Annotated in this window: 12 protein-coding genes and 1 riboswitch; of the genes, 6 read left to right on the forward strand and 6 right to left on the reverse strand. The window is 64.2% G+C overall.

All coding sequences use genetic code 11. The annotated features are described in order from the left end of the window. Positions 1-204: 204 nt before the first annotated feature. The 4 genes from ABQU90_RS10330 to thiC form a co-directional block, all read right to left on the reverse strand. Positions 205-3093 (reverse strand): TonB-dependent receptor plug domain-containing protein, encoded by a 2889-nt coding sequence (locus tag ABQU90_RS10330; protein WP_323522208.1) that lies wholly within the window; start codon positions 3091-3093, stop codon positions 205-207. Between the two features lie 48 nt (positions 3094-3141). Continuing rightward, a complete protein-coding gene (locus ABQU90_RS10335) occupies positions 3142-4035 on the reverse strand; it encodes a helix-turn-helix domain-containing protein (protein ID WP_055848457.1) in 894 nt (297 codons plus the stop codon). Between the two features lie 110 nt (positions 4036-4145). Further along, on the reverse strand, positions 4146-6485 hold the full coding sequence (locus ABQU90_RS10340; RefSeq protein WP_323522207.1) for a winged helix-turn-helix domain-containing protein: 2340 nt from the start codon (positions 6483-6485) through the stop codon (positions 4146-4148). 418 nt (positions 6486-6903) lie between these two features. Further along, positions 6904-8781, reverse strand: a complete 1878-nt coding sequence (thiC, locus tag ABQU90_RS10345; protein ID WP_323522206.1) for a phosphomethylpyrimidine synthase ThiC — start codon at positions 8779-8781, stop codon at positions 6904-6906. Positions 8782-8896: 115 nt separating this feature from the next. Next, positions 8897-8994, reverse strand: a riboswitch (TPP riboswitch). A gap of 273 nt (positions 8995-9267) precedes the next feature. Between thiC and ABQU90_RS10350 the strand changes: the two genes are divergently transcribed. Continuing rightward, entirely contained in the window at positions 9268-11238 is a 1971-nt protein-coding gene (locus ABQU90_RS10350) for a S9 family peptidase (RefSeq protein ID WP_323522205.1), read from the forward strand. A 12-nt stretch (positions 11239-11250) separates the two neighbouring features. On the opposite strand, the gene ABQU90_RS10355 is transcribed toward ABQU90_RS10350, so the two are convergent. Further along, complete coding sequence (locus ABQU90_RS10355) at positions 11251-13089, reverse strand: methyl-accepting chemotaxis protein (protein ID WP_323522204.1); 1839 nt, start codon at positions 13087-13089, stop codon at positions 11251-11253. Positions 13090-13168: 79 nt separating this feature from the next. After that, positions 13169-14878 (reverse strand): gamma-glutamyltransferase, encoded by a 1710-nt coding sequence (ggt, locus tag ABQU90_RS10360; RefSeq protein WP_323522203.1) that lies wholly within the window; start codon positions 14876-14878, stop codon positions 13169-13171. Positions 14879-15522: 644 nt separating this feature from the next. On the opposite strand from ggt, the gene ilvC reads away from it, so the two are divergent. The 5 genes from ilvC (at position 15523) to ABQU90_RS10385 (ending at position 21299) form a co-directional block, all read left to right on the forward strand. Then, positions 15523-16524 (forward strand): ketol-acid reductoisomerase, encoded by a 1002-nt coding sequence (gene ilvC / locus ABQU90_RS10365; RefSeq protein WP_055848443.1) that lies wholly within the window; start codon positions 15523-15525, stop codon positions 16522-16524. 44 nt (positions 16525-16568) lie between these two features. Beyond that, on the forward strand, positions 16569-18290 hold the full coding sequence (gene ilvG / locus ABQU90_RS10370; RefSeq protein ID WP_323522202.1) for an acetolactate synthase 2 catalytic subunit: 1722 nt from the start codon (positions 16569-16571) through the stop codon (positions 18288-18290). Then, a complete protein-coding gene (locus ABQU90_RS10375; protein WP_055848439.1) occupies positions 18274-18531 on the forward strand; it encodes an ACT domain-containing protein in 258 nt (85 codons plus the stop codon). Before ilvG ends, ABQU90_RS10375 begins: the two co-directional genes overlap by 17 nt. A 90-nt stretch (positions 18532-18621) precedes the next feature. After that, positions 18622-19740, forward strand: coding sequence for a threonine dehydratase (locus tag ABQU90_RS10380; protein ID WP_055848436.1), 1119 nt, complete (start codon positions 18622-18624; stop codon positions 19738-19740). Next, on the forward strand, positions 19737-21299 hold the full coding sequence (locus tag ABQU90_RS10385; RefSeq protein WP_055848434.1) for a 2-isopropylmalate synthase: 1563 nt from the start codon (positions 19737-19739) through the stop codon (positions 21297-21299). The genes ABQU90_RS10380 and ABQU90_RS10385 overlap by 4 nt, the downstream gene beginning before the upstream one ends. Positions 21300-21390 lie beyond the last annotated feature (91 nt).

The following is a 21390-nucleotide window of genomic DNA, read 5'->3' on the forward strand; positions in this document are numbered from 1 at the left end:
AGCAGCCCTTTGCAGCGTGCAGCGTTCGCATGGTTGCCCTGGACAACGGGATACACCCTTCCAGATGGCTATGCAGGTTTCTACGCAGCGCTGGCGCACGACACCACGCATGAGCGTTGTGTTCGTCGCATCCCGGCATCAGCAATGACGGACATAAAAAAAGCGGGCCTTTCGGCCCGCTTTTTCGTTACGACGCTTCGATGATCAGAAGCGCTGGTTGTACTGCACGAACAGGAAGCGGTCGTAATCCAGCATCGGATCGATCGCCGCAGTGCTGCTGTTGGTGATCGAGTAGGTCACCGGCGGCTGCTTGTTCCAGATGTTGCGGGCACCAACGGTCACGCTGCCATCCCACGGAGCCTGCCAAGTGACAGAGACGTCCTGATAGGAGATCGAGCCCTTCTTGTTGGAACCGGTACCGCCGCCCCAGCCCGGATTCGGGGTCTGGTAGTTCGGGTTGTTGCACTCGATGCCTGCCGCTGCATCCCAGCAGTAATCGCGGAAGCCGCCGTAGTAACGCAGGTTCCAGTTGGCCGACAACGCGCCCAGCGACCAGTCCAGACCCAAGGTGGCACGCACGCGCGGGAAGTTCCAGTAGCCGGCGGAGTTTGCCCACTCGGCACCAGCTTCTGCCTGCGACTTGTAGGTCGCCAGGTAGTTGGTGTCCAGGTTGACAGCGAACTTACCGTACGCGGTTTCCGGCATGCGGTAACGCACACCGAAGTTATAGCCTTCGGTTTCCAGACGGCCCAGGTTGACGTTGCCGCGGCTCAGCGTGGTGACCTGGCCGGTGACAGCGTCGCGACCGTAGTCGGCGCAGTAGCTGGCCAGATTGTTGAGGTAGCAGTTGTTCAACACATCATTGGCCGACAGGGCGGTGATGATGTTGGAGATCGAAATGCGGTACCAGTCCAGCGAGAAGTCCAGGCCCTGCACCCAATGCGGGCTGTAGACCATGCCCACGGTGCGGGTGATGCTGTACTCGGGTTCGAGTTCGGCATTGCCCACGCCAGAGTTGAACGGTGCGTTGCCCTGCACGTCGCGACGCGTGACCGCGTTGCCCGCGGTATCGGTCTGACGGAAGCCAGCCGGCAAGCCTTCGCCAGCGCAACGTGCTGCCACGCCCGCGTTGCCCAGCGAGCCGAAGGTGGCGTCGCACGGATCGGTGAAGGTATCGAACGTCTGCGAGCCGCCACCGAAGGTGTCCGACAGGGTCGGCGCACGGAAACCGGTGCCGTAGGTACCGCGCACCAGCAGGTCGTCGATCGGCTTCCAGGTGAAGCTGAACTTGCTGTTGGTGGTGTCGCCGAAGCGGCTGTAGTTGCTGTAACGGGCGGCCACGTCGAACGACAGCTCCTTGGCGCCCGGCAGATCCTTCAGCACCGGAATCAACAGCTCCAGGTAGGCTTCGTTGGTCTGGTAGCGACCTTCGGTGGCCTGTGCCGCCAGGTCGGTGGTGTAACCGGCACTGGACAGCTGATCCGGATAGTCGTAACCGCTGATTTCGCGGTGCTCGACGCCTGCGGCGAAGCCCAGCTCACCGGCCGGCAGATCGAACAGACCACCGGTGACGTTGGCGGTCCACTGCTTGCTCAGGCTCTGCTGCGTGGCCTGACCCAGTGCATTGATGTACTGCAGCGCGTTCGGCGTGGAGGCCGACGGGCCACCCAGGATGTTGAACGGGGTGCACTGGCCCAGCGCATTGCTGGTACCTAGCGCGATCGGAGCCGCTGCGGTACCGCACTGCACCTGACCCTGTGCATTGAGGAACGACGGGCCCAGTGCCTTCTGCAGCGCCAGCAAGTTGATATTGCCGCGCGAAACCTGCGTCACATCGTACTTGTTGTAGTTGAAGCCAACGTCCCAGTTCCAGCCGTGGCTGCCGACGTCGAACACGCCTTCCAGCGCTGCATCGAAATGCAGGGTCTTGACGTTGCTTTCGGTGGTGCGCGGCAATTCAACCGTACGGCGGAACCAGCTGTTGATGTCCTGGCCAACCGGGTTGTAGTAGCTGCTGCCACTGATCGCCACCGGGAACTGCGGCTGCGAAGAAGCCTGCAGCGGGTAGCCGGCGATCTGACGGTTCGAGTCGCGCTCGGAGTACATCGCGGTCGACTTGAAGGTCACGCTGTCGGTCAGGTTGTAGCTGCCGGTCGTGAAGATCGACTTGTTGCGGCTGGACTGCTGCAACATCATCTGGTCGACGGAATTGAAATAGTCGTCGGTGGTGATGTCGTTGTGGTAGTTGGCGATGTTGCGCGAATCCGCACCCACGCCACGGCCGTCGAACGAACCGGTGTGGTTGAGGATGTAGGTCTGGTCGTTGGAGGTGAAGCGACCCCACGGGCCGGTTGCACTCAGACCATCTTCGATGTGGTTCGGGCCGGCCGAGTAACGGGTCAGCGTGCGGTCCTTGGCCCACACCGGGTCTTCGTTGGTGTAGTTGACGCCGAACACCAGCGAGGCGCGGTCGGTGGTGGTGCCGGCGGTGAAGGAGTACTGCTCCTTGGAACCGTCGCCACGACCGTTCTGGCCGAAGTACGCCGAGGCTTCTGCACCGTCGTAGTTCTGACGCAGGATGATGTTGACCACACCTGCAACAGCGTCGGAGCCGTAGATCGCCGAGGCGCCGTCCTTCAGGACTTCGATGCGCTCGATCAGCGAGCTCGGGATGGTAGACATGTCGGTCAGGCCGTTCAGGCTGCTGGTCCAACGCTTGCCGTTCACCAACACCAGGGTACGGTTCTCACCCAGGTTGTAGAGGTTGACGTACTGGCCGCCCTGTTCCGGATCCGAGGTCAGCACAGCAGCCTTGCTGTAAGTCTGCGTACCGGCAATCGACAGGTTCTGGAGGATGTCACCAACGCTCACCAGGCCGGACTTCTGAATGTCCTGCTGGGAGACGGTGAAGACCGGCTGTGCGGTTTCGACGTCGACCGAGCGGATGCGCGAGCCGGTGATTTCGATGCGGTCCAGCGTCGTGGTCGACGGGGCGGACTGCTCTTGTGCGTTGGCGGCAAAAGCCGGCGTCAACGCGATCGCAATACCGGCGGGCAACAGGCCCAGCCGCACTGCGGAGGTGCGAAGGTTCATCAATCTCTCCAGGGTTCGTTAGTGGCGCGTTAAGCGCCCCCGTGCAAATTACGTTTGCGTGAACGCCGTCGCTTTGCGCGTCACGTTCCGTGGCTTTGCCGAATCTGGCGGATTGGTCGTCTGCTCGCGATAACGCGATGCGGAGACGCCAAAACGCGCACGAAATGCGCGTGCGAAGCTGCAGCAATTGTCGAAGCCGCTTGCGGCCGCAACCTCACCGATCATCATCGAGGTATCGCGCAGCAAGTCGGAGGCTCGCTCCAGCCGCAAACGTGCCGACAACGCCTGCGGGCTCTCTTCGTACAGGCTCTGGAATGTCTTGGAGACGTACCAACTGGAGAAGTTGGTCAGCTGCGCCAGTTCGCTGATACGCACCACGCGGTCGCTGTTGCCTTCCAGATAGAGCCGGGCCCGCTGCATGCGGCCGAACACTTGACGGCGGCGGCTACGCGAGCGACCCGGGCAACGCTGCTCCTGCTCGACGAAGTCGCGCTGCATCGCCGCCAGATGCAGCAACAATGGGCGCGCGGATGCGCTGCCGCTCTGCAGTGCCGCGTTACGCCACAGCCGCAACGCAATGCGCAGGTCGCTGCGCGACAACTGACTACGGCCCGGGTACAGCGTGGCGTCGGTCAACTCGGCCAAGGACTGCAAGCTGGTGCCATCCAGGCTGACGCCAACGCACAGCGCGCTGCGATCTGCCTGCACGGTGGGATGCGAATCCTTGTCGAAGGCGATCCAGTCGCCGGCGCGCAGCCGGAAACGACCTTCCTTGGACTCCACCCAGGCACGGCCACGTAACTGCACCCACAAGGTGAATGTCGCAGCGGCAGTGCGGATGCTGCCAAGACGCGAGACGGCCAGACAGGTGGTCGATGTCGAGTCGCTGGCACCGTCCAGGCAGAGTGCGAGCCCGCGATCGGCAGTGATGACCTGTTGCATGTTGGCAGCCCCTTGTACAAAAGAGGGCGTAGTGTTTTGCCGAATCTGGCGTGAGTCAGGACGTTTCGACGAAGCTCTGCCGAAATTGCCACGAAGCCTTTCCGAAGGAGTTACGAGGCTATTTTTCTCAACATCATCAACAGGTTGGAGATAAAGCCGACGGACACCGATGGCTGCTCCGGCAATGCCATGTAGGCGATCGCGCTGCCGTCTTCTTCGGCCAGCGCCACATACATCGCACCGCTGCGCTGATCCAGGCTGAAACCGTTGATGGTGGTGAACTTCGCCGCGTCCAGGCACTGCGCGCGACCGCCGCCGAGCGCACTGTCGTGCGTGGCGCAACTGTCATTGGACGACAGGTAATGCACCTGACCCTGGGTTCCCGGCGCCCAGCTGCGATAGCGCCAACGCGATGGTTGCTGCGCGTCCACCGGCTGCACTGTATCGGCAGCCAGGGTTGGCGCAACCTGCCACAGCCCTGCCCCACTCAGATGCGTGAAAAGCACCTGCCCACTGATGCGATCCAGGCGCAGTTGCGAGACATCCTGCAGCGTGGCCAAAGCGCGCCAGGGGCTGCTGCTGCGGTCGTATAGCGTGGCAAAGGTATGACCATCGTCGGCCGCGGCCACGACCAGCAACCGGTTGGGATCGGGAAGATGGATCGCCTGCAATGGCCGCGCTTGCGGGACCGGCAGGCGTACCGTCTTGCCGGTGCTCGGAGTCACTTCAAAGAGCGCAGCGTGTCCATCGGCGTCGCTGCCGCTGACCAGCACTTGCTGCGAATCGGCCGACCAATCGGCAGCCTGTCGCGCATCCGGGCGGATCCCTTCGATCAACCGCACCGAGCCAGGATTGGTGACATCGCCCCACCACAACCCATACGCACCGGAGCGATTGGACGCGAAGATGAGCTGATGCCCGTCGGGCGCAATCATTGGTTGATCGTCGCGCCCATTGGAGGGAAACAGGCGACGCCGGATGTAGCCACCATTCATGGGGTCGTGGATGACCTGATACACCCCGAATTGCGGCTTGCGCTGCACGAAGACCAGATGCCCGTGCGCCACGTCCGGCGCCTGCGCATCGTCCACGCCCAGATCGTGCAGGCTGCGAGCGACCAGATCGAGCCGATACAAACGCGCTTCGCTATCTACGCGACGCCCGAAGATCAGGCCACTGCCGTCCGGCAACCAGCTCCAACCACGGATATCGGCATTGTCGTGGGTCAATCGCTCCGCGCTGCCGCCTTGCGCGGGTATCCGCCACAGATCGCCCAGCTGCGGATTGCGCAGAAACACAATCCATTGCCCGTCCGGGGAATAGCGCGGTGCGTAGTCGAAGTCGGTCGGTTGCGCGCTGTACGTCAATCCCTGCCATTGCCCGGTCTCAAGATCCAGACGCCGGATTCGGGGCGCACCTTGCGGTCCGGTCATGCTGCCGAACAACAACGCGCGGCCGTCGGGCGACCAGCTGAAACTGAGCATGTCCGCGCCATCGCAGCGCACCACCTCGCGGGCTGCAGACTCACCTGCCGCAGCAGCGATCATGATCCTGCAACTTCCATCCGGCGATTGCCGGGAAAACGCGATTTCGCGCCCATCCGGCGACCAGGCGGGCAGTCGATCCGAGATGCCGGGCGCAGGCGCTTCCAGCACGCGCGGATACGCGTTGTCGGTCGTCTTGATCAGGATCGAGGTCCCCTGCCGATCGCTGGTCAGCGAGGCGTAGGCCACCCTGCTGCCGTCGGGCGAGAGGCTGGGCGTTAGGTCGAATCCGCCGCCTGCGGTGATGACCTGGTACGGCCGCTTGGGGCTGCCCGGAACAGCTGCCGACGTTGCGCCCTCGGTTGCCGGGGCACGCAACCACAGCGTGCGTGCCGCAAGGCCTAGTACCACCACCAGCGCCAGGCTGGCCACAGCCAGTGCCATCCAGCGACGTCGGCGCGGCGTCATTGCTGCAGCAGGCAACGGCGCTGCAGCCTGTTCCGGCGTGCGATGACTGGCCTCAGCCGCAGTGCTCACCGCATCTGTAGCGAACGGCGCGTTCTGCATGGACTGCTGCACGCCAGGCGACGCAGGCGTGGATGCGGTCTGCGCCTGCATCGCCGGCACATCCGCGTACGCCTCCCACGCCACCGGCGCCATCAGGCGGTACCCGGTCTTGGCAATCGTCTCGATGTACTCGGAACGCTGACTGCCGCTACTGGCAAACGCTTTGCGCAGCTGCGTCACCGCCTGGGTCACGACATCGTTGGTCGGCAGGGTATCCGGCCACACCTCGGCGAGCAGCTGCTCGCGCGTGACCACCTGCCCTGGCTGTCGTGCCAGGGTCAGCAGCACCGCCAACGATTTGGGAGGCAATCGCAACGCCCGCCGCGCGCCCGGTGCGTGCACTTCGCGCGAGGCAACGTCGACCACACACTGCCCGACACGCAGCCGGCCAGATGACATTGCAGTAGCAGGAGGAACACTCATCGGCAAAGACACGCATCGGCATGCAAGGACTACAAAGACGCATCGCACTGAGTGCGAAACGCCAAATTCAGCAAAGGACCACGACCAACTGTGTCATGCATCCAATTGGTGCAAATTTTACTCTATGCCTCGTTGCTTCCTATGACAGGCGGCGACGTCAGGCTCTCTCTCTCTCGCCGACGAATTCAAATAATTACGATGTTCCCTTCGCGCCTTCTGGCGCGATTTTTTTATCTGCGATTCAGCTAAAACGCCGCAAAGCCTTATCTGTTGTAACCGCTTGCAGCGCGATCGCATCGCGGCACTTGCGCGCAGCGATGCGATCTGGTCAACCAAAGCTGAATTTTTGATAAGCGGGCCGTGCGCTACGGGCAACCCAATGCAGGTCTGCGGACTAGGAGGCGCGATAGACCTGCGCGCCCTGCGCCAGAAACTGCGAGGCCTTCTCTTCCATGCCAGCCGACAAGGCGTGCTCTTCGCCCATGCCATGTTCGGCCGCGTAGTCGCGCACATCTTGGGTGATCTTCATCGAACAGAAGTGCGGCCCGCACATCGAACAGAAATGCGCCAGCTTGTGCGCGTCCTTGGGCAGGGTTTCGTCGTGAAATTCCTTGGCCTTTTCCGGATCCAGCCCGAGATGGAACTGGTCGTCCCAACGGAACTCGAAGCGCGCCTTGCTCAGCGCGTTGTCGCGCACCTGTGCGCCTGGATGTCCCTTGGCCAGATCGGCCGCATGCGCGGCAATCTTGTAGGCCATGATGCCGTCGCGCACGTCCTGCCGATTGGGCAGGCCCAGATGCTCCTTGGGCGTGACATAGCAGAGCATCGCGGTGCCGAACCAGCCGATCATCGCCGCGCCGATCGCGCTGGTGATGTGGTCGTAGCCGGGCGCGATGTCCGTGGTCAACGGCCCCAAGGTGTAGAACGGCGCTTCGCCGCATTCGCGCAGCTGCTTGTCCATGTTTTCCTTGATCAACTGCATCGGCACATGACCCGGTCCTTCGATCATGGTCTGCACGTCGTGCTTCCAGGCGAGTTTGGTCAACTCGCCCAGCGTCTCCAGCTCACCGAACTGCGCGGCGTCGTTGGCATCGGCGATGCAACCAGGACGTAACCCATCGCCCAGCGAAAACGCCACGTCGTAGGCCTTCATGATCTGGCAGATATCTTCAAAGTGCGTGTAGAGAAAGTTCTCCTTGTGGTGCGCCAGACACCACTTGGCCATGATCGATCCACCACGCGACACGATGCCCGTCACCCGCTTCGCAGTGAGCGGCACATAGCGCAACAGCACACCGGCGTGGATGGTGAAGTAGTCCACGCCCTGCTCTGCCTGCTCGATCAAGGTGTCGCGAAAGATCTCCCAGGTCAGTTCTTCCGCACGACCATCGACTTTTTCCAGCGCCTGATAGATCGGCACCGTGCCGATCGGCACCGGCGAGTTACGGATGATCCACTCGCGCGTTTCATGGATGTGCTTGCCGGTAGAAAGATCCATCACCGTGTCGCCGCCCCAGCGGATCGACCACACCAGTTTCTCCACTTCCTCGGCAATGCCAGACGACACCGCGCTGTTGCCGATATTGGCGTTGATCTTGGTCAGGAAATTGCGACCGATGATCATCGGTTCGCTTTCCGGGTGGTTGATGTTGTTGGGCAGGATCGCGCGGCCGCGGGCGATTTCGTCGCGCACGAATTCCGGCGTGATGCGTTGCTGGATCGACGCACCGAACGCTTCGCCCGGATGTTGCTTGCGCAGCATCGCATCGGTCACCGCCTCCAGGCGCTGGTTCTCGCGGATCGCCACGAACTCCATCTCCGGAGTGACGATGCCACGCCGTGCGTAATGCATCTGGGTGACATTGGCGCCAGCAAGCGCCACCCGCGGCAAGCGCCGTGTGGGGAAGCGCACCGCATCCAGCCGCGCATCGTGTTCGCGGCCGCGCCCGAAGTGCGAACTCAAGGTGTCCAGCGCCACCGTATCGCCACGTTCGGCAATCCAGTCGGCACGCAACGGCGCGAGGCCGGCAGCAAGATCGATCGCCGCCTGCGGATCGGTGTACGGCCCGGAGGTGTCGTAGACGCTGAGCGGCGCATTGTCTTCGCCGCCGAACAGCGTCGGCGTACGCGTCAATACGATCTCGCGCATCGGCACCTGCAGGTCGGCACGCGAGCCGGAAACGAAGATCTTGCGAGAGCCGGGGATCGGCTGGGTCACAGCCTCGGACAACGATTGGGCTTGTTGTTGCAAAACGGTGGGCGCGGCATTCATGGCGTTCGTCCTGTGTGCTGGAAAACCAGCACCAAGGGCGCTGGCTCTGCGAAGAAGTCGCAGTGCGGACGAAGCGGCGGCGCTCAACACTCAGGTGCCCGTGCAGTCACGGACCCTCGCATCTAACGAAGCTTCCCTACGCCGGTATGAGCCGGATCAGGTTCGAAGGGACTATCTCAACCGCAGCGCACTGCGGTACCCCCACTTCGGCGGCGATTAAACCACATCGCCGATACCGGCAGCATGCGCGGTTGCGTGGATGCCGCACTGACGCGCCGCGTGGAAGCTGCCCGATGAACGCAGGAGTGCAGTTGACATGCCCAGACATGTTCACGGCACATCGGCTGGCTAGCGTGGCCGCACAACAACCAGAAAACTGCTCTCTCTCCCTTGCCGCCGTACTCCGGCGGCATTTTTTATCGGCCACTTGCAGCCGCCGGCTACGTTTCGTTATCGTCGCGTGAAACACAGGGATGGACGACGCGAATGCAATGGATGCAACGGTGTGCGTGGATCGCAGTAGTGCTGATCGGGGCGGTGGGACCTGGCGCAGCGGCCGAGCCGCTACCGGCGGAAGCATTCGTCGAATCCGGCCCCATCTCCTCGCCCGCGATGTCGCCGGACGGCAAGCACCTGGCGGTCAGCGCCGATCTTGGGGATGGCAGCTACGCGCTGGTGGTGTATCGCATCGCCGACATGCAATCCACCACCATGCTGCGCCTGCCGCGCTACGAGTTGCCGGTGCGCATTGCCTGGGTCAGCGAGCGGCGGCTGGTGATCGGCAAGGGCCGCAAGCTTGGCTCGCTGGAAGAACCTGTGCCGATGGGCGAGATCATCGCCACCGATCTGGATGGCGGCAATCAGCGCTACGTCTACGGCTACCAGCAAAGCACGCGCAATGCGGGGCTGGAGCGCGGCTTCGGCTACATCGAAGGGCTGCCGAGCCGGCGTAATGGGCACTTCTACATGCGGCGGCTGTCGCTGGATTCGCGCCATTCGATGCTGTACGACGTGGACGCGAGCACCACCACCCACCGGCTGATGGCCGACATCGACGTGCCGCGCCTGAGGTTCGTGCTCGACAACGATGATGTGGCGCAGTACGCCTACGGCACCGATGACGACGACAATTCGCTGCTGTTCCGCCGCAACGGCAACGGCTGGACGCCACTGACGCAGGTCCAGGCCAACTGGCGCCCGATTGCGTTTGCCGAACAGCCCGGTCGTGTCTATGGCTGGTACAGCGTCTCCGGCGGCCCGGCGGCATTGGTGTCCAGCGATCCGGACGGCCAACAGCGCAGCGTACTGGCGTCCGATCCGTTCTACGACGTGGATGATCTGCAATGGAGCCCGGCACCCTATGCACCGTTCGCGGCCCGACTGGGACCGGGCCGGCCCGCGCTGCGCTATGTCGCGCCCGACAGCGCACCGGCGCAGTTGCATCGCAGCCTCAGCGAGACCTTGGCGGGTCAGTACGTGGATTTCGTCAACTTCACCGAAGATGGCAGCGCCGTGCTGTTGAAGGCCTATAGCGACCGCGATGCCGGCGCCTGGTACATCTTCAATCGCCCGACCAATACGCTCAAGCTGGTCATCAAGGCCCGTAGCGCCCTGCCCGCAGCACTGATGGGCGAGCGGCGGATGGTGAAGTTCAAGGCCCGCGACGGGCTGATGCTGGACGGCGTACTGACCGTTCCGGCAGCGGCCGGCCAGGGCGCGTCCCTGCCGATGATCCTGCTACCGCATGGCGGCCCGCATGCCGACGGCGACGGTTGGGCATTCGATACCGATGCGCAATTTCTCGCCAGCCGCGGCTACCTGGTGCTGCAGGTCAACTATCGCGGCGGCACCGGCCGCGGCAATGCCTTCGAACGCGCGGGCTACCGCCAGTGGGGAGAAAAGATCCAGGACGATCTGGTGGATGGCGTGCGTTGGGCGATCGACCAGGGCCTGGCCGATCGCTCGCGCATCTGCAGCTACGGGGCCAGTTTTGGCGCGTACGCGGCGATGATGGTGCAGGTGAAGGCGCCGGACCTGTTCCGCTGCGCGGTGGGGGTGGCCGGCATCTACGACCTGCAGATGATGTACACCAAAGGCGACATCAATCAGAGCGCGTCCGGCACCAATTACCTGCAACGCGTGATCGGCCGCGACGCAGCCGACCTTGCCGCGCACTCGCCGGTTTCGCTGGCCGAGCGCATCAAGGCACCCGTGCTGTTGGTCCACGGCGAAGAGGACGAGCGTGCGCCCTTTGCCCAGGCCAAGAGCCTGCGTGCTGCGCTCACGCGTAGCGGCAACGCGCCCGAATGGATGGCGGTGCCCAAGGAAGGCCACGGGTTTTACAAGGACGCCAATCAGATCGCCTTTTACCGCACCCTAGAAGGCTTCCTGGCCAAACAGTTGGGTAAGCCGACAACCGCAGCGGCGGGCGGCACCACGCCGACCACGCCGCAATAACGCCAGCTCACGTCACTCCAGCGTATAGCCCACCCGCAGGCCGCCCCAATGCTTGCGGCCGACGAAGATCGGGGCAGACAGATCGAACATGATCTGGCCGGTATCGCGGCGGTAGACCTGCAGGCGGTATGGGTCGGTATGTGCACCGACGCTGCGGCCAACGCGGTCGGAGAACTTGCGCTTGGTGCGGTTGCCGACCAGATCGCGCTTGGGGTCGCCGGTCAGTGGCTGGGTGAAACGGAGATTGTGGGTAGGCACATAGCCGTCGGGATTGGCGCAGATCGCAAACACGATCCACGGATGCGCATCCAGCAAGGGCTCCTGCAACGGAGGCAGCACGTGATCGCACACCGCGTCGAATTCGGTGCTGAACTTGGGCGGCTCCACACCGGCAATCGGGGTGTAGGCGCGCGCGAACAACGCCGCTTCGTCGATCTGCCCACGTGCGATGGCCTGCGCCAATGCAGTACCGATCTTGCCCGCCGTGGCGACGGCGAGTTCCTTGACGCGCGCGTGCCTGGGCACCTGCAGCGGATCGGCCGGCAGGCGGAACAGGCCCACGCAGTCGCGCAAGGTTTCGGTGCCGCGTTCCAGCGCTTCGCTGCGTTCGGCCACGTGCGCGGCGTGCTGCAGATTGCTGCGGCCCAGCGCCACCACCCCATCCACGGCACGCTCGATGCCGCGAATTTCGCCGTCCTGCGCCTGGATGCGCCCGGCCACCGTGGTCATCGCGCTACTGGCCTGCCCGAGCACGCGGGTGATGCCATCGAGCACCGCCTCGGTGCCGCGCGCAGAGGCCGCGCCCTCGCCGACCGCAGCGCTGGTTTCGGCCAGGATCGCGCGCACATCGCGCGCCGCCGCAGCGGCACGTTCGGCCAGACGGCGAATCTCGGTGGCGACCACCGCAAAGCCGCGCCCGGCAGCGCCGGCATGCGCCGCTTCGATACTGGCGTTGATCGACAGAATATTGGTCTGAAACGCCACCGAGTCGATGACTTCGATGACCTCGCCGGCACGTGCCGCGCGGCGTTCCACTTCGTGCATGGCCTGGCCCAGCGCATGTGCCGCGGCCACGCCTTGCCGCGCGCTTTCATCGGCGCTGGCGGCCAGCGCGATGACCTGGGCCAGCTCGGCATTGACGTCCTGCAGGCTAGACGACAGCCGCTCCACTGCAGTGCGTGCACCGTCCAGCGCCTCGGTTTGCGCCTGCGACTGGCGCACCATCTCGTCGTTTTCGGCCACCAACGGCGGGACTTCGGCGGCGATTTGCACCGACAGCGCCACTGCCTGGCGGATCGCTTCGGCCAGATTGCCGAAGCCGGCCTGCAGCCGGCGCCCCATGTCGGTGTCTGCCAGACCAGGCGGGAGCAGCAGTTCCAGTTCGCAGCCAGCCAACGCCTGCGCGGTGCGCTCCAGCACGGTGCGGTCTTCGTGTTCGGCCTGCAGGCGCGCCACCAAGGGCTGCAACAGCGGGGAGATCGGCACCGGGCGGCTACCGTCGGCCAGCCGCGTGGCTTCGCGCAACAAAATGGCGGTCTCGACATGCGGCAACGACAGCATCCAGCCGCCGTGCTCGCGGTCGCGGACGTAACGCACGCGCCGGGCCGGGTCGTCGCCCGGTGCAGCCCACACGCCTTCGTCACCAACCAGATCGGTGGCGCTCAATCCCCACAGCACGGATACCGGCAGACCGTCCAATTCAGTGGCGGTCTTGCCAAGCACGTCGAGGCCGGCGCGGTTGCAGGCCACCACACACGCCTCCGCCGACAGCCGCAGCAAGGCGACCGGCGCGTCGGGAAGGAGGGCCGCACGCGTGTGCGACGGCAGGTCAGGCGATTGCATCGAGCTCATGGGGATTCCTAAACCATCAGTGTCGTTAGCGGCGCGCGGCGGACAGAATTGAGCGGCGTACTCATCCGTGGCGGCTTGCTCAGTAGCCGGCGGCCTGCCCGTCCTTGCGGCTTTCCGAGGCGCCGTAATACACGCCGTTGGCCGGGTCGCGCGCGATCGCCTGATAGCCGCCATACGGGCCGTCGGCAAAGATCACCCGGTGGCCTTTGCGCATCAACGCGCGAATGGTGTCGTAGGAGAATCCGGTTTCCAGATTGACCTCACCGCCATCGCTCATCGCGGTGGCCTGCCCGGTGGGCTCGGTGGAGCCCTCGTGCTGGATGCGCGGCGCGTCGCCGGCTTCCTGCAGATTCATATGAAAGTCCACCAGGTTCATCACGATCTGCACGTGCCCCTGCGGCTGCATCGCTCCGCCCATCACGCCAAAGCTCAACCACGGCTTGCCGTCCTTGGTGACGAACGCCGGGATGATGGTCTGGAACGGCCGCTTGCCCGGCGCGTAGCCGTTGGGGTGGTCCTTCTTCAACACGAACATTTCGCCGCGGTCCTGCAGGATGAAGCCCAGCCCCGGTGGCGCCATGCCGCTGCCCATGCCGCGATAGTTGGACTGGATCAGCGACACCATCATGCCGTCGGCATCGGCCACGGTCATGTAGATGGTGTCGCCCTCTTCCAGTTGTTTGGGCGTGCCGGGCTGCACTTCCTTCAAGGCCTTGTCCATGGAAATGAGCGACCGGCGCTGGGCGGCGTACTCCTTGGACACCAGCCTGGCCAGTGGTGCCGGCTGGAAGGCAGGGTCGGCATAGAAGCGCGCACGGTCGGCAAACGCCAGCTTCTTGGCCTCGGTGAACAGATGCACATGCTCGGCCGAGCCGAACGGGATCTTGGAAAAATCGTAGCCTTCCAGGATGTTGAGCATCTGCAACGCCGCGATACCCTGGCTGTTGGGCGGCAGCTCCCACACATCAACGCCGCGGTAATTGGTGCTGACCGGCTCCACCCATTCGCCCTGATGGCTGGCCAAGTCCTCGTAGCTCAGGTAGCCGCCATTGGCCTTGAAGTAGGCGCCGATGGTGCGTGCGATCGGCCCCTTGTAGAACGCGTCGCGGCCGCCGTCGGCGATCTGCTGCAGGGTGTTGGCCAGGTTCGGGTTCTTCCACAGCTCGCCCTTGCGCGGGGCATGCCCGTCGATGGTGAACTGCTCCTTGAAGCCTGGGTATTGCGACAGCCGCGGCACCGAGCGGTCCCAGTAATAGGCAATGGTTTCGGCCACCGGGTGGCCTTCGCGCGCGTAGCGGATCGCCGGCGCCAGGTTCTGCGCCATCGGCTTGCGCCCGAAGCGCTCATGCAGTGCGAACCAGCCATCCACCGCGCCCGGTACCGACACCGGCAGCGGCCCGGTCGGCGGAATGTCCTTCAGCCCGCGCCGCTGAAACTCGGCCAGGGTCAGCGACTTGGGCGAGCGGCCCGAGCCGTTGTAGCCGTAAAGCTTGCTGGTCTTGGGATCCCACACAATGGCGAACAGATCCCCACCCACCCCATTGCCGGTCGGCTCCATCAAGCCCAACGCCGCATTGGCGGCGATTGCCGCGTCCACCGCCGAACCGCCGTTTTTCATCACATCCAACGCGATCTGGGTGGCCAGCGGTTGCGAGGTCGCCGCCATCGCATGCGGGGCGATCACTTCGGAGCGGGTGGCGAAGGCTTGCCCGGTGACACGGTCGGCGGCGCCAAGAGGCGGCGCAAGCAGCGCCAGAGCAGACACCAATAAGACGGGTACGCGACGCATGATCAAGAGCTCCCCCATGACACAACGAATGAAACACCAACCATAACAGCGGCCTCCGTCGCAGCGTTCGATCCCGGTCGCACTGAGGCGATAAAACCGCGCAGTTGGTGATGCAGGTTGGCGTTATTGACACGCCGTCGATCCGGTTTCAGCAGAAACCATGCTGCTGCCATGCGGCTTCGCGCTAAGCGCATGCTGCCAATACAGATGTTTCACCCGCAAGGGTTGACACCTCACCGGCGGCGATGGTTATCTCAGTCCATGCCGCACCGCCCCACCACCTCGAACGCTTTGATGTCCGCGCCCTTCGGCGCGTTGGCAGCGTCGCTTCTCGTGCTCGTACTTATTACCTCGCCAACCGATGCGGGACGAGACTTCGTGTAGGCAACAGACACACAAGGCTTCGATCAGACCCCGCACCGGCAACGGCGCGGGGTTTCGCGTTTCAGGGACCCCCAAAAGTTTCGAATGACATGAAGGACATCACTGACATCGCCGCACCGTCTTCCATCAGCGCAAGCCATTGCGCTGCTGCAAGCGTCTGCATGCGCAGCGTTTTCGCTCATCCCCGCTTTGCTCGGCCGACCAGCGTCTGCGCTGCCAGCTGATCTCTTTCTCACTGCCAACCCCGCAAGGATTACTTCATGAGCAACGACACCCAACCGAAAATCGCGATCATCGGCTACGGCAGCCAGGGCCGCGCGCATGCGCTGAACCTGCGCGATTCCGGTTTCGACGTCACCGTCGGCCTGCGTCCCGGTGGCCCGACCGAATCCAAGGCGCAGGCCGATGGCTTCACCGTGGTGGCGCCGTCCGACGCGGTGAAGACCGCCGACCTGGTCGCGATCCTGACCCCGGACATGGTGCAGAAGAAGCTCTACGAAGAGGTCATCGCACCGAACATGAAACAAGGCGCCTGCCTGCTGTTCGCGCATGGTTTGAACGTGCATTTCGACATGATCAAGCCGCGCGCCGATCTGGACGTGGTGCTGGTTGCGCCCAAGGGCCCGGGCGCGCTGGTGCGTCGCGAGTATGAAATCGGCCGCGGCGTGCCGTGCATCTATGCGGTGTACCAGGACACCAGCGGCAAGGCCGAGCAGTTTGCGCTGACCTATGCCGGCGGCCTGGGCGGCGCGCGTGCCAACATCATCAAGACCACGTTCAAGGAAGAGACCGAAACCGATCTGTTCGGCGAGCAGGCCGTGCTGTGCGGTGGCGCCTCGTCGCTGGTACAGGCCGGTTTCGAAGTGCTGGTGGAAGCTGGCTACCAGCCGGAAATCGCGTATTACGAAGTACTGCACGAACTGAAGTTGATCGTGGACCTGTTCTACGAAGGCGGCATCACCCGCATGCTGGAATTCGTGTCCGAAACCGCACAATACGGCGACTATGTCAGCGGCCCGCGCGTGATCGACGCCAGCACCAAGGCGCGCATGAAGGACGTGCTGACCGACATCCAGAACGGCACCTTCACCAAGAACTGGGTCGCCGAATACGAAGCCGGCCTGCCGAACTACACCAAGTTCAAGCAGGCCGATCTGGAGCACCCGATCGAGGAAGTGGGCAAGAAACTGCGCGCCAAGATGGTCTGGCTCAACGGCGAACAGCAAGCTGCTGCCACACCGGCGAATCAACAAGCGGCATAACGCCGCCGCATCCCCCACCGCTTAACACCGAAGGTTCGCAACGCATGAATACCTCCGCACACAGCACGCCCCGCAATGGCGCGCGCTGGCTGACGCAGGCCCTGGAAGCCGAGGGCGTGGAAACGCTGTTCGGTTATCCGGGCGGCACCATCATGCCGTTCTACGACGCCCTGGTGGATTCCAGGCTCAAGCACATCCTGGTCCGTCACGAACAGGGCGCCGCCCTCGCCGCCAACGGCTACGCCCGTGCCAGCGGCAAGGTGGGCGTGTGCGTGGCGACCTCCGGCCCGGGCGCGTCCAATCTGGTCACCGGCATCGCAGACGCGATGCTCGACTCAGTGCCGATGGTGTGCCTGACCGGCCAGGTCGCGACGCCCTTGCTGGGCACCGATGCGTTCCAGGAACTGGACGTGTTCGGCATGACCATGCCGATCGTCAAGCACAGCTTTCTGGTGCGCAGCGTGGATCAGTTGCCGGAGATCGTGCGCGATGCGTTTCGCATCGCGCGCGAAGGTCGCCCGGGCCCGGTGTTGATCGACTTGCCGAAGGACGTGCAGATCGCCGATGCCTCGCATCTGCCCGAGCATGTGCCGGCCGCAGTGCTGCCGCCACCGGCACCGTCGGACGCGAAACTGGCCGACGCGCTGGCAGCCATCGCCAGCGCCGAGCGCCCGGTGGTGTACGGCGGTGGCGGGATTGCACTGGCCGATGCGGTGGAAGCATTCCGGCGCTTTGTCGAAGCCACCGGCATCCCGACCGCGCTGACCTTGCGCGGGCTGGGTGCGTTGCCGCACGCGCATCCGGATTACCTGGGGATGCTGGGCATGCACGGCACGCGGGCCGCCAATATGGCGATCCAGGAATGCGATCTGTTGGTGGTGGTCGGTGCCCGTTTCGACGACCGTGCCACCGGCAAGTTGAGTGAATTCGCACCGTTCGCACGCGTCATCCATCTGGATGCCGATGCCTATGAAATTTCCAAGCTGCGCACTGCCGATATCGCCGTACCTGGCGATGTGGCAACCAGTCTCAAGGCATTGAGCGCAGCACGCGGCAACTGCCAGGCATGGCGGACGCGCTGCTTTGCCAATCGCGAAAAATTCGGTGCGCGTTACGACGCGCCCGGTACCGATATCTATGCACCGGCGCTGCTGAAGCGCCTGAGCGAAGTGGCCCCGCCCGACACCATCATCGCCTGCGATGTGGGGCAGCATCAGATGTGGGTGGCCCAGCATTGCCGCTTCAACGATCCGCGTAATCACCTCACCAGCGGCGCGCTCGGCACCATGGGCTTCGGCCTGCCAGCGGCGATGGGCGCGCAGTTCGCCTGCCCCGATCGCACCGTGGTGCTGGTCTCCGGCGACGGCAGTTTCATGATGAATGTGCAGGAGCTGGTGACCATTGCGCGCTGCAAGCTGCCGGTGAAGATCGTGCTGCTCGACAACAGCTCGCTGGGCATGGTGCGGCAGTGGCAGGAGTTGTTCTTCGCCGAGCGCTACAGCGAGATCGATCTGTCCGACAACCCGGATTTCGCCGCGCTGGCGCAAGTGTTCGGTATTCCGGCCAAGCGCATCATCGCGCGCGGCGATGTCGATGCAGCGCTGGCGGAGTTGCTGGCCCAGCCGGGCCCCGGCCTGCTGCATGTGGCCATCGACGCACGCGCCAACGTGTGGCCGCTGGTGCCGCCCAATAACGCCAACAGCACCATGCTGGACAGCAATCCCGCACACGCGGTCAAGGAGACGACACATGCGTTACCGGCTTGACCTGGTGCTGAAGCCGGCCGAAGGCGCATTGGTGCGCGTGATCGGCATGACCGAGCGCCGCGGGTTTCGCCCGTGCGCCATCCAGGGCGCCGCCGCGCCCGACGATGCCGGGCGCTGGCATTTGCAGCTGGACGTGGACAGCAGCAGGCCGCCGGAAACACTGCGCCTGCAGCTGGAAAAGGTCTACGACTGCGAGTCGGTGGTGATCACGGCGCTGGAAACGGTCGAGGCGGCCGCATGACCACCCAGACCTCGGGCATGCAGACTTCGCGCGACCATCAGACTGCCATCCGGAGGTGTCTTCTTCCGGATCGGCCGCGCGCGTGCCGCAATGCCTGATTCCGGCCGCTCCTCTTCGCAGGAACCAGACGTAAGCGACGTGGCCGTCAGCGTGGCCGACGTACTGGCCGCACAGGCGCGTCTGCGCAAGTACTTGTCGCCGACACCACTGCACTACGCCGAGCGTTTCGGCGTGTGGCTGAAGCTGGAAAACCTGCAGCGCACCGGCTCCTACAAGGTGCGCGGTGCATTGAATGCATTGCTGGCGGGACTGGAGCGCGGAGACGAGCGCCCGGTGATCTGCGCCTCGGCCGGCAACCATGCGCAAGGTGTGGCGTGGTCGGCGTATCGGCTGGGCGTGCAGGCCATCACGGTGATGCCGTACGGCGCTCCGCAAACCAAGATCGCCGGCGTCGCGCACTGGGGCGCCACCGTGCGGCAACACGGCAACAGCTACGACGAAGCGTTTGCGTTTGCACGCGAGCTGGCCGACCAGAACGGCTATCGCTTCCTGTCGGCCTTCGACGACCCGGACGTGATTGCCGGGCAAGGCACGGTCGGCATCGAACTGGCCGCGCACGCACCGGATGTGGTGATCGTGCCGATCGGTGGCGGCGGCCTGGCCTCCGGCGTGGCGCTGGCGTTGAAATCGCAAGGCGTGCGCATTGTCGGCGCGCAGGTCGAGGGCGTCGATTCGATGGCGCGTGCGGTGCGCGGCGACTTCCGTGAAATCACCCCCGTCGCCACGCTGGCTGACGGGGTCAAGGTCAAGATTCCCGGCTTCCTCACTCGCCGCCTGTGCGCGAGCCTGCTCGACGACGTAGTGATCGTGCGTGAGGCCGAACTCCGCGAAACCCTGGTGCGTCTGGCACTGGAAGAACACGTCATCGCCGAAGGCGCTGGCGCCCTGGCATTGGCCGCCGGTCGCCGTGTTGCAGGCAAACGCAAATGTGCGGTGGTCTCTGGCGGTAATATCGACGCAACCGTTTTGGCCGCACTCTTGTCCGAGGTGCGGCCGCGTCCGCCACGCAAACCGCGGCGTCGCAATACCGAGCGACTTCGCAACGAACGCAGCGTCAAGCCTCCACCCCAAACACCCGCTCTTTCCCGCCCATCCGCAGTCGCTTCAACGCCTGTCACCGCCATCGCCGTAGAGGAGTCTTCCTGGTGAACACGACCGTATCCAACCAGACCCCGCGTATCCGAATTTTCGACACCACCCTGCGCGACGGCGAGCAATCCCCCGGCTGCAGCATGACGCCCCAGCAAAAGCTGGTCATGGCGCGCGCGCTGGACGAACTCGGCGTGGACATCATCGAAACCGGGTTCCCGGCCAGCTCGCACTCAGACCGCGAAGCTATCGCGATGATCGGCCGCGAGCTGCGCCGCCCTACCCTGGCGGTGTTGTCGCGCTGCCTGCAGGCCGATATCGAAACCTCGGCAAAGGCGCTGGAAGCTGCGGCCAACCCGCGCCTGCATGTGTTCCTGTCCACCAGCCCGCTGCATCGCGAGCACAAGCTGCGCATGAGCCGCGAGCAGGTGCTGGAGTCGGTGCACAAGCACGTGACGCTGGCGCGCGGTTACATCGATGACGTCGAGTTCTCTGCCGAAGACGCCACCCGTACCGAAGAAGATTTCCTGGCCGAAGTCACCCGTGTGGCGATTGCGGCCGGGGCCACCACGATCAACCTGCCCGACACGGTGGGCTTCACCACGCCGGAAGAAATCCGCGGCATGTTCGCGCGGCTGATCGCCAGCGTGGAAGGTGCCGACAAGGTGATCTTCAGCGCGCACTGCCACAACGATCTGGGTCTGGCGGTGGCCAATTCGCTGGCGGCCATCGAAGGCGGCGCGCGTCAGGTGGAGTGCACCGTCAACGGCATCGGCGAGCGCGCCGGCAACTGTGCGCTGGAAGAAATCACCATGGCGCTGAAGGTGCGTGGTGCGTTCTACAACATCGATTCGGCGATCAACACTCCGCGCATCGTGTCGACCTCGCAGTTATTGCAGCGCCTGGTTGGCATGCCGGTGCAGCGCAACAAGGCCGTGGTCGGCGGCAACGCCTTTGCACATGAATCGGGTATCCACCAGCACGGCATGCTGCGTCACCGCGGCACCTACGAAATCATGCGCCCGGAAGATGTGGGCTGGGAATCGTCGCAGATGGTGCTGGGCCGCCACAGCGGCCGCGCAGCGGTCGAGCAGCGCCTGCGTGCGCTGGGGTATCTGCTGGAAGAGGAAGAGGTCAAGCTGGTCTTCGAACAGTTCAAGGCCCTGTGCGAGAAGCAGCGCGTGGTCACCGATGCCGATCTGCAGGCATTGATGCAAGACGCCACCGTGCAGGAAGGCTACCGTCTGGCTTCGATGACCATCAGCGACGTCGGCAGCCGCGCGAACGCGTTGGTGGAGCTATCGGATCCGGATGGCAATCGGGTGGCGGAAACCGCGCAGGGCAATGGCCCGGTTGATGCCTTGTTCGGTGCATTGGCGTCCGCCACCGGCGTGAAGCTGGAGCTGGACAGCTACCAGGTGCACAGCGTGGGCATCGGCGCGGATGCACGCGGCGAAGCCAGCCTGAGCGTGCGCCACGATGGTGTGGAGTACGAAGGCACCGGCACCAGCAAGGACATCATCGAGGCCAGCGCACTCGCTTGGCTGGATGTAGCCAACCGACTGTTGCGCCAACGCGAGCGCGGCGTGGTTGCTGGCAAGACGGCTGCGGTGGCGTAACGACGCACCGACTGACAGTTTGCAACAGACCTGACGGCCAGCGGAGCGATCTGCTGGCCGTTTTGGTTCTTGGGCTTTGGGTTTTGACTTT

The organism is Xanthomonas sp. WHRI 10207 (assembly GCF_040202975.1).
Classification (GTDB): Bacteria; Pseudomonadota; Gammaproteobacteria; order Xanthomonadales; family Xanthomonadaceae; genus Xanthomonas.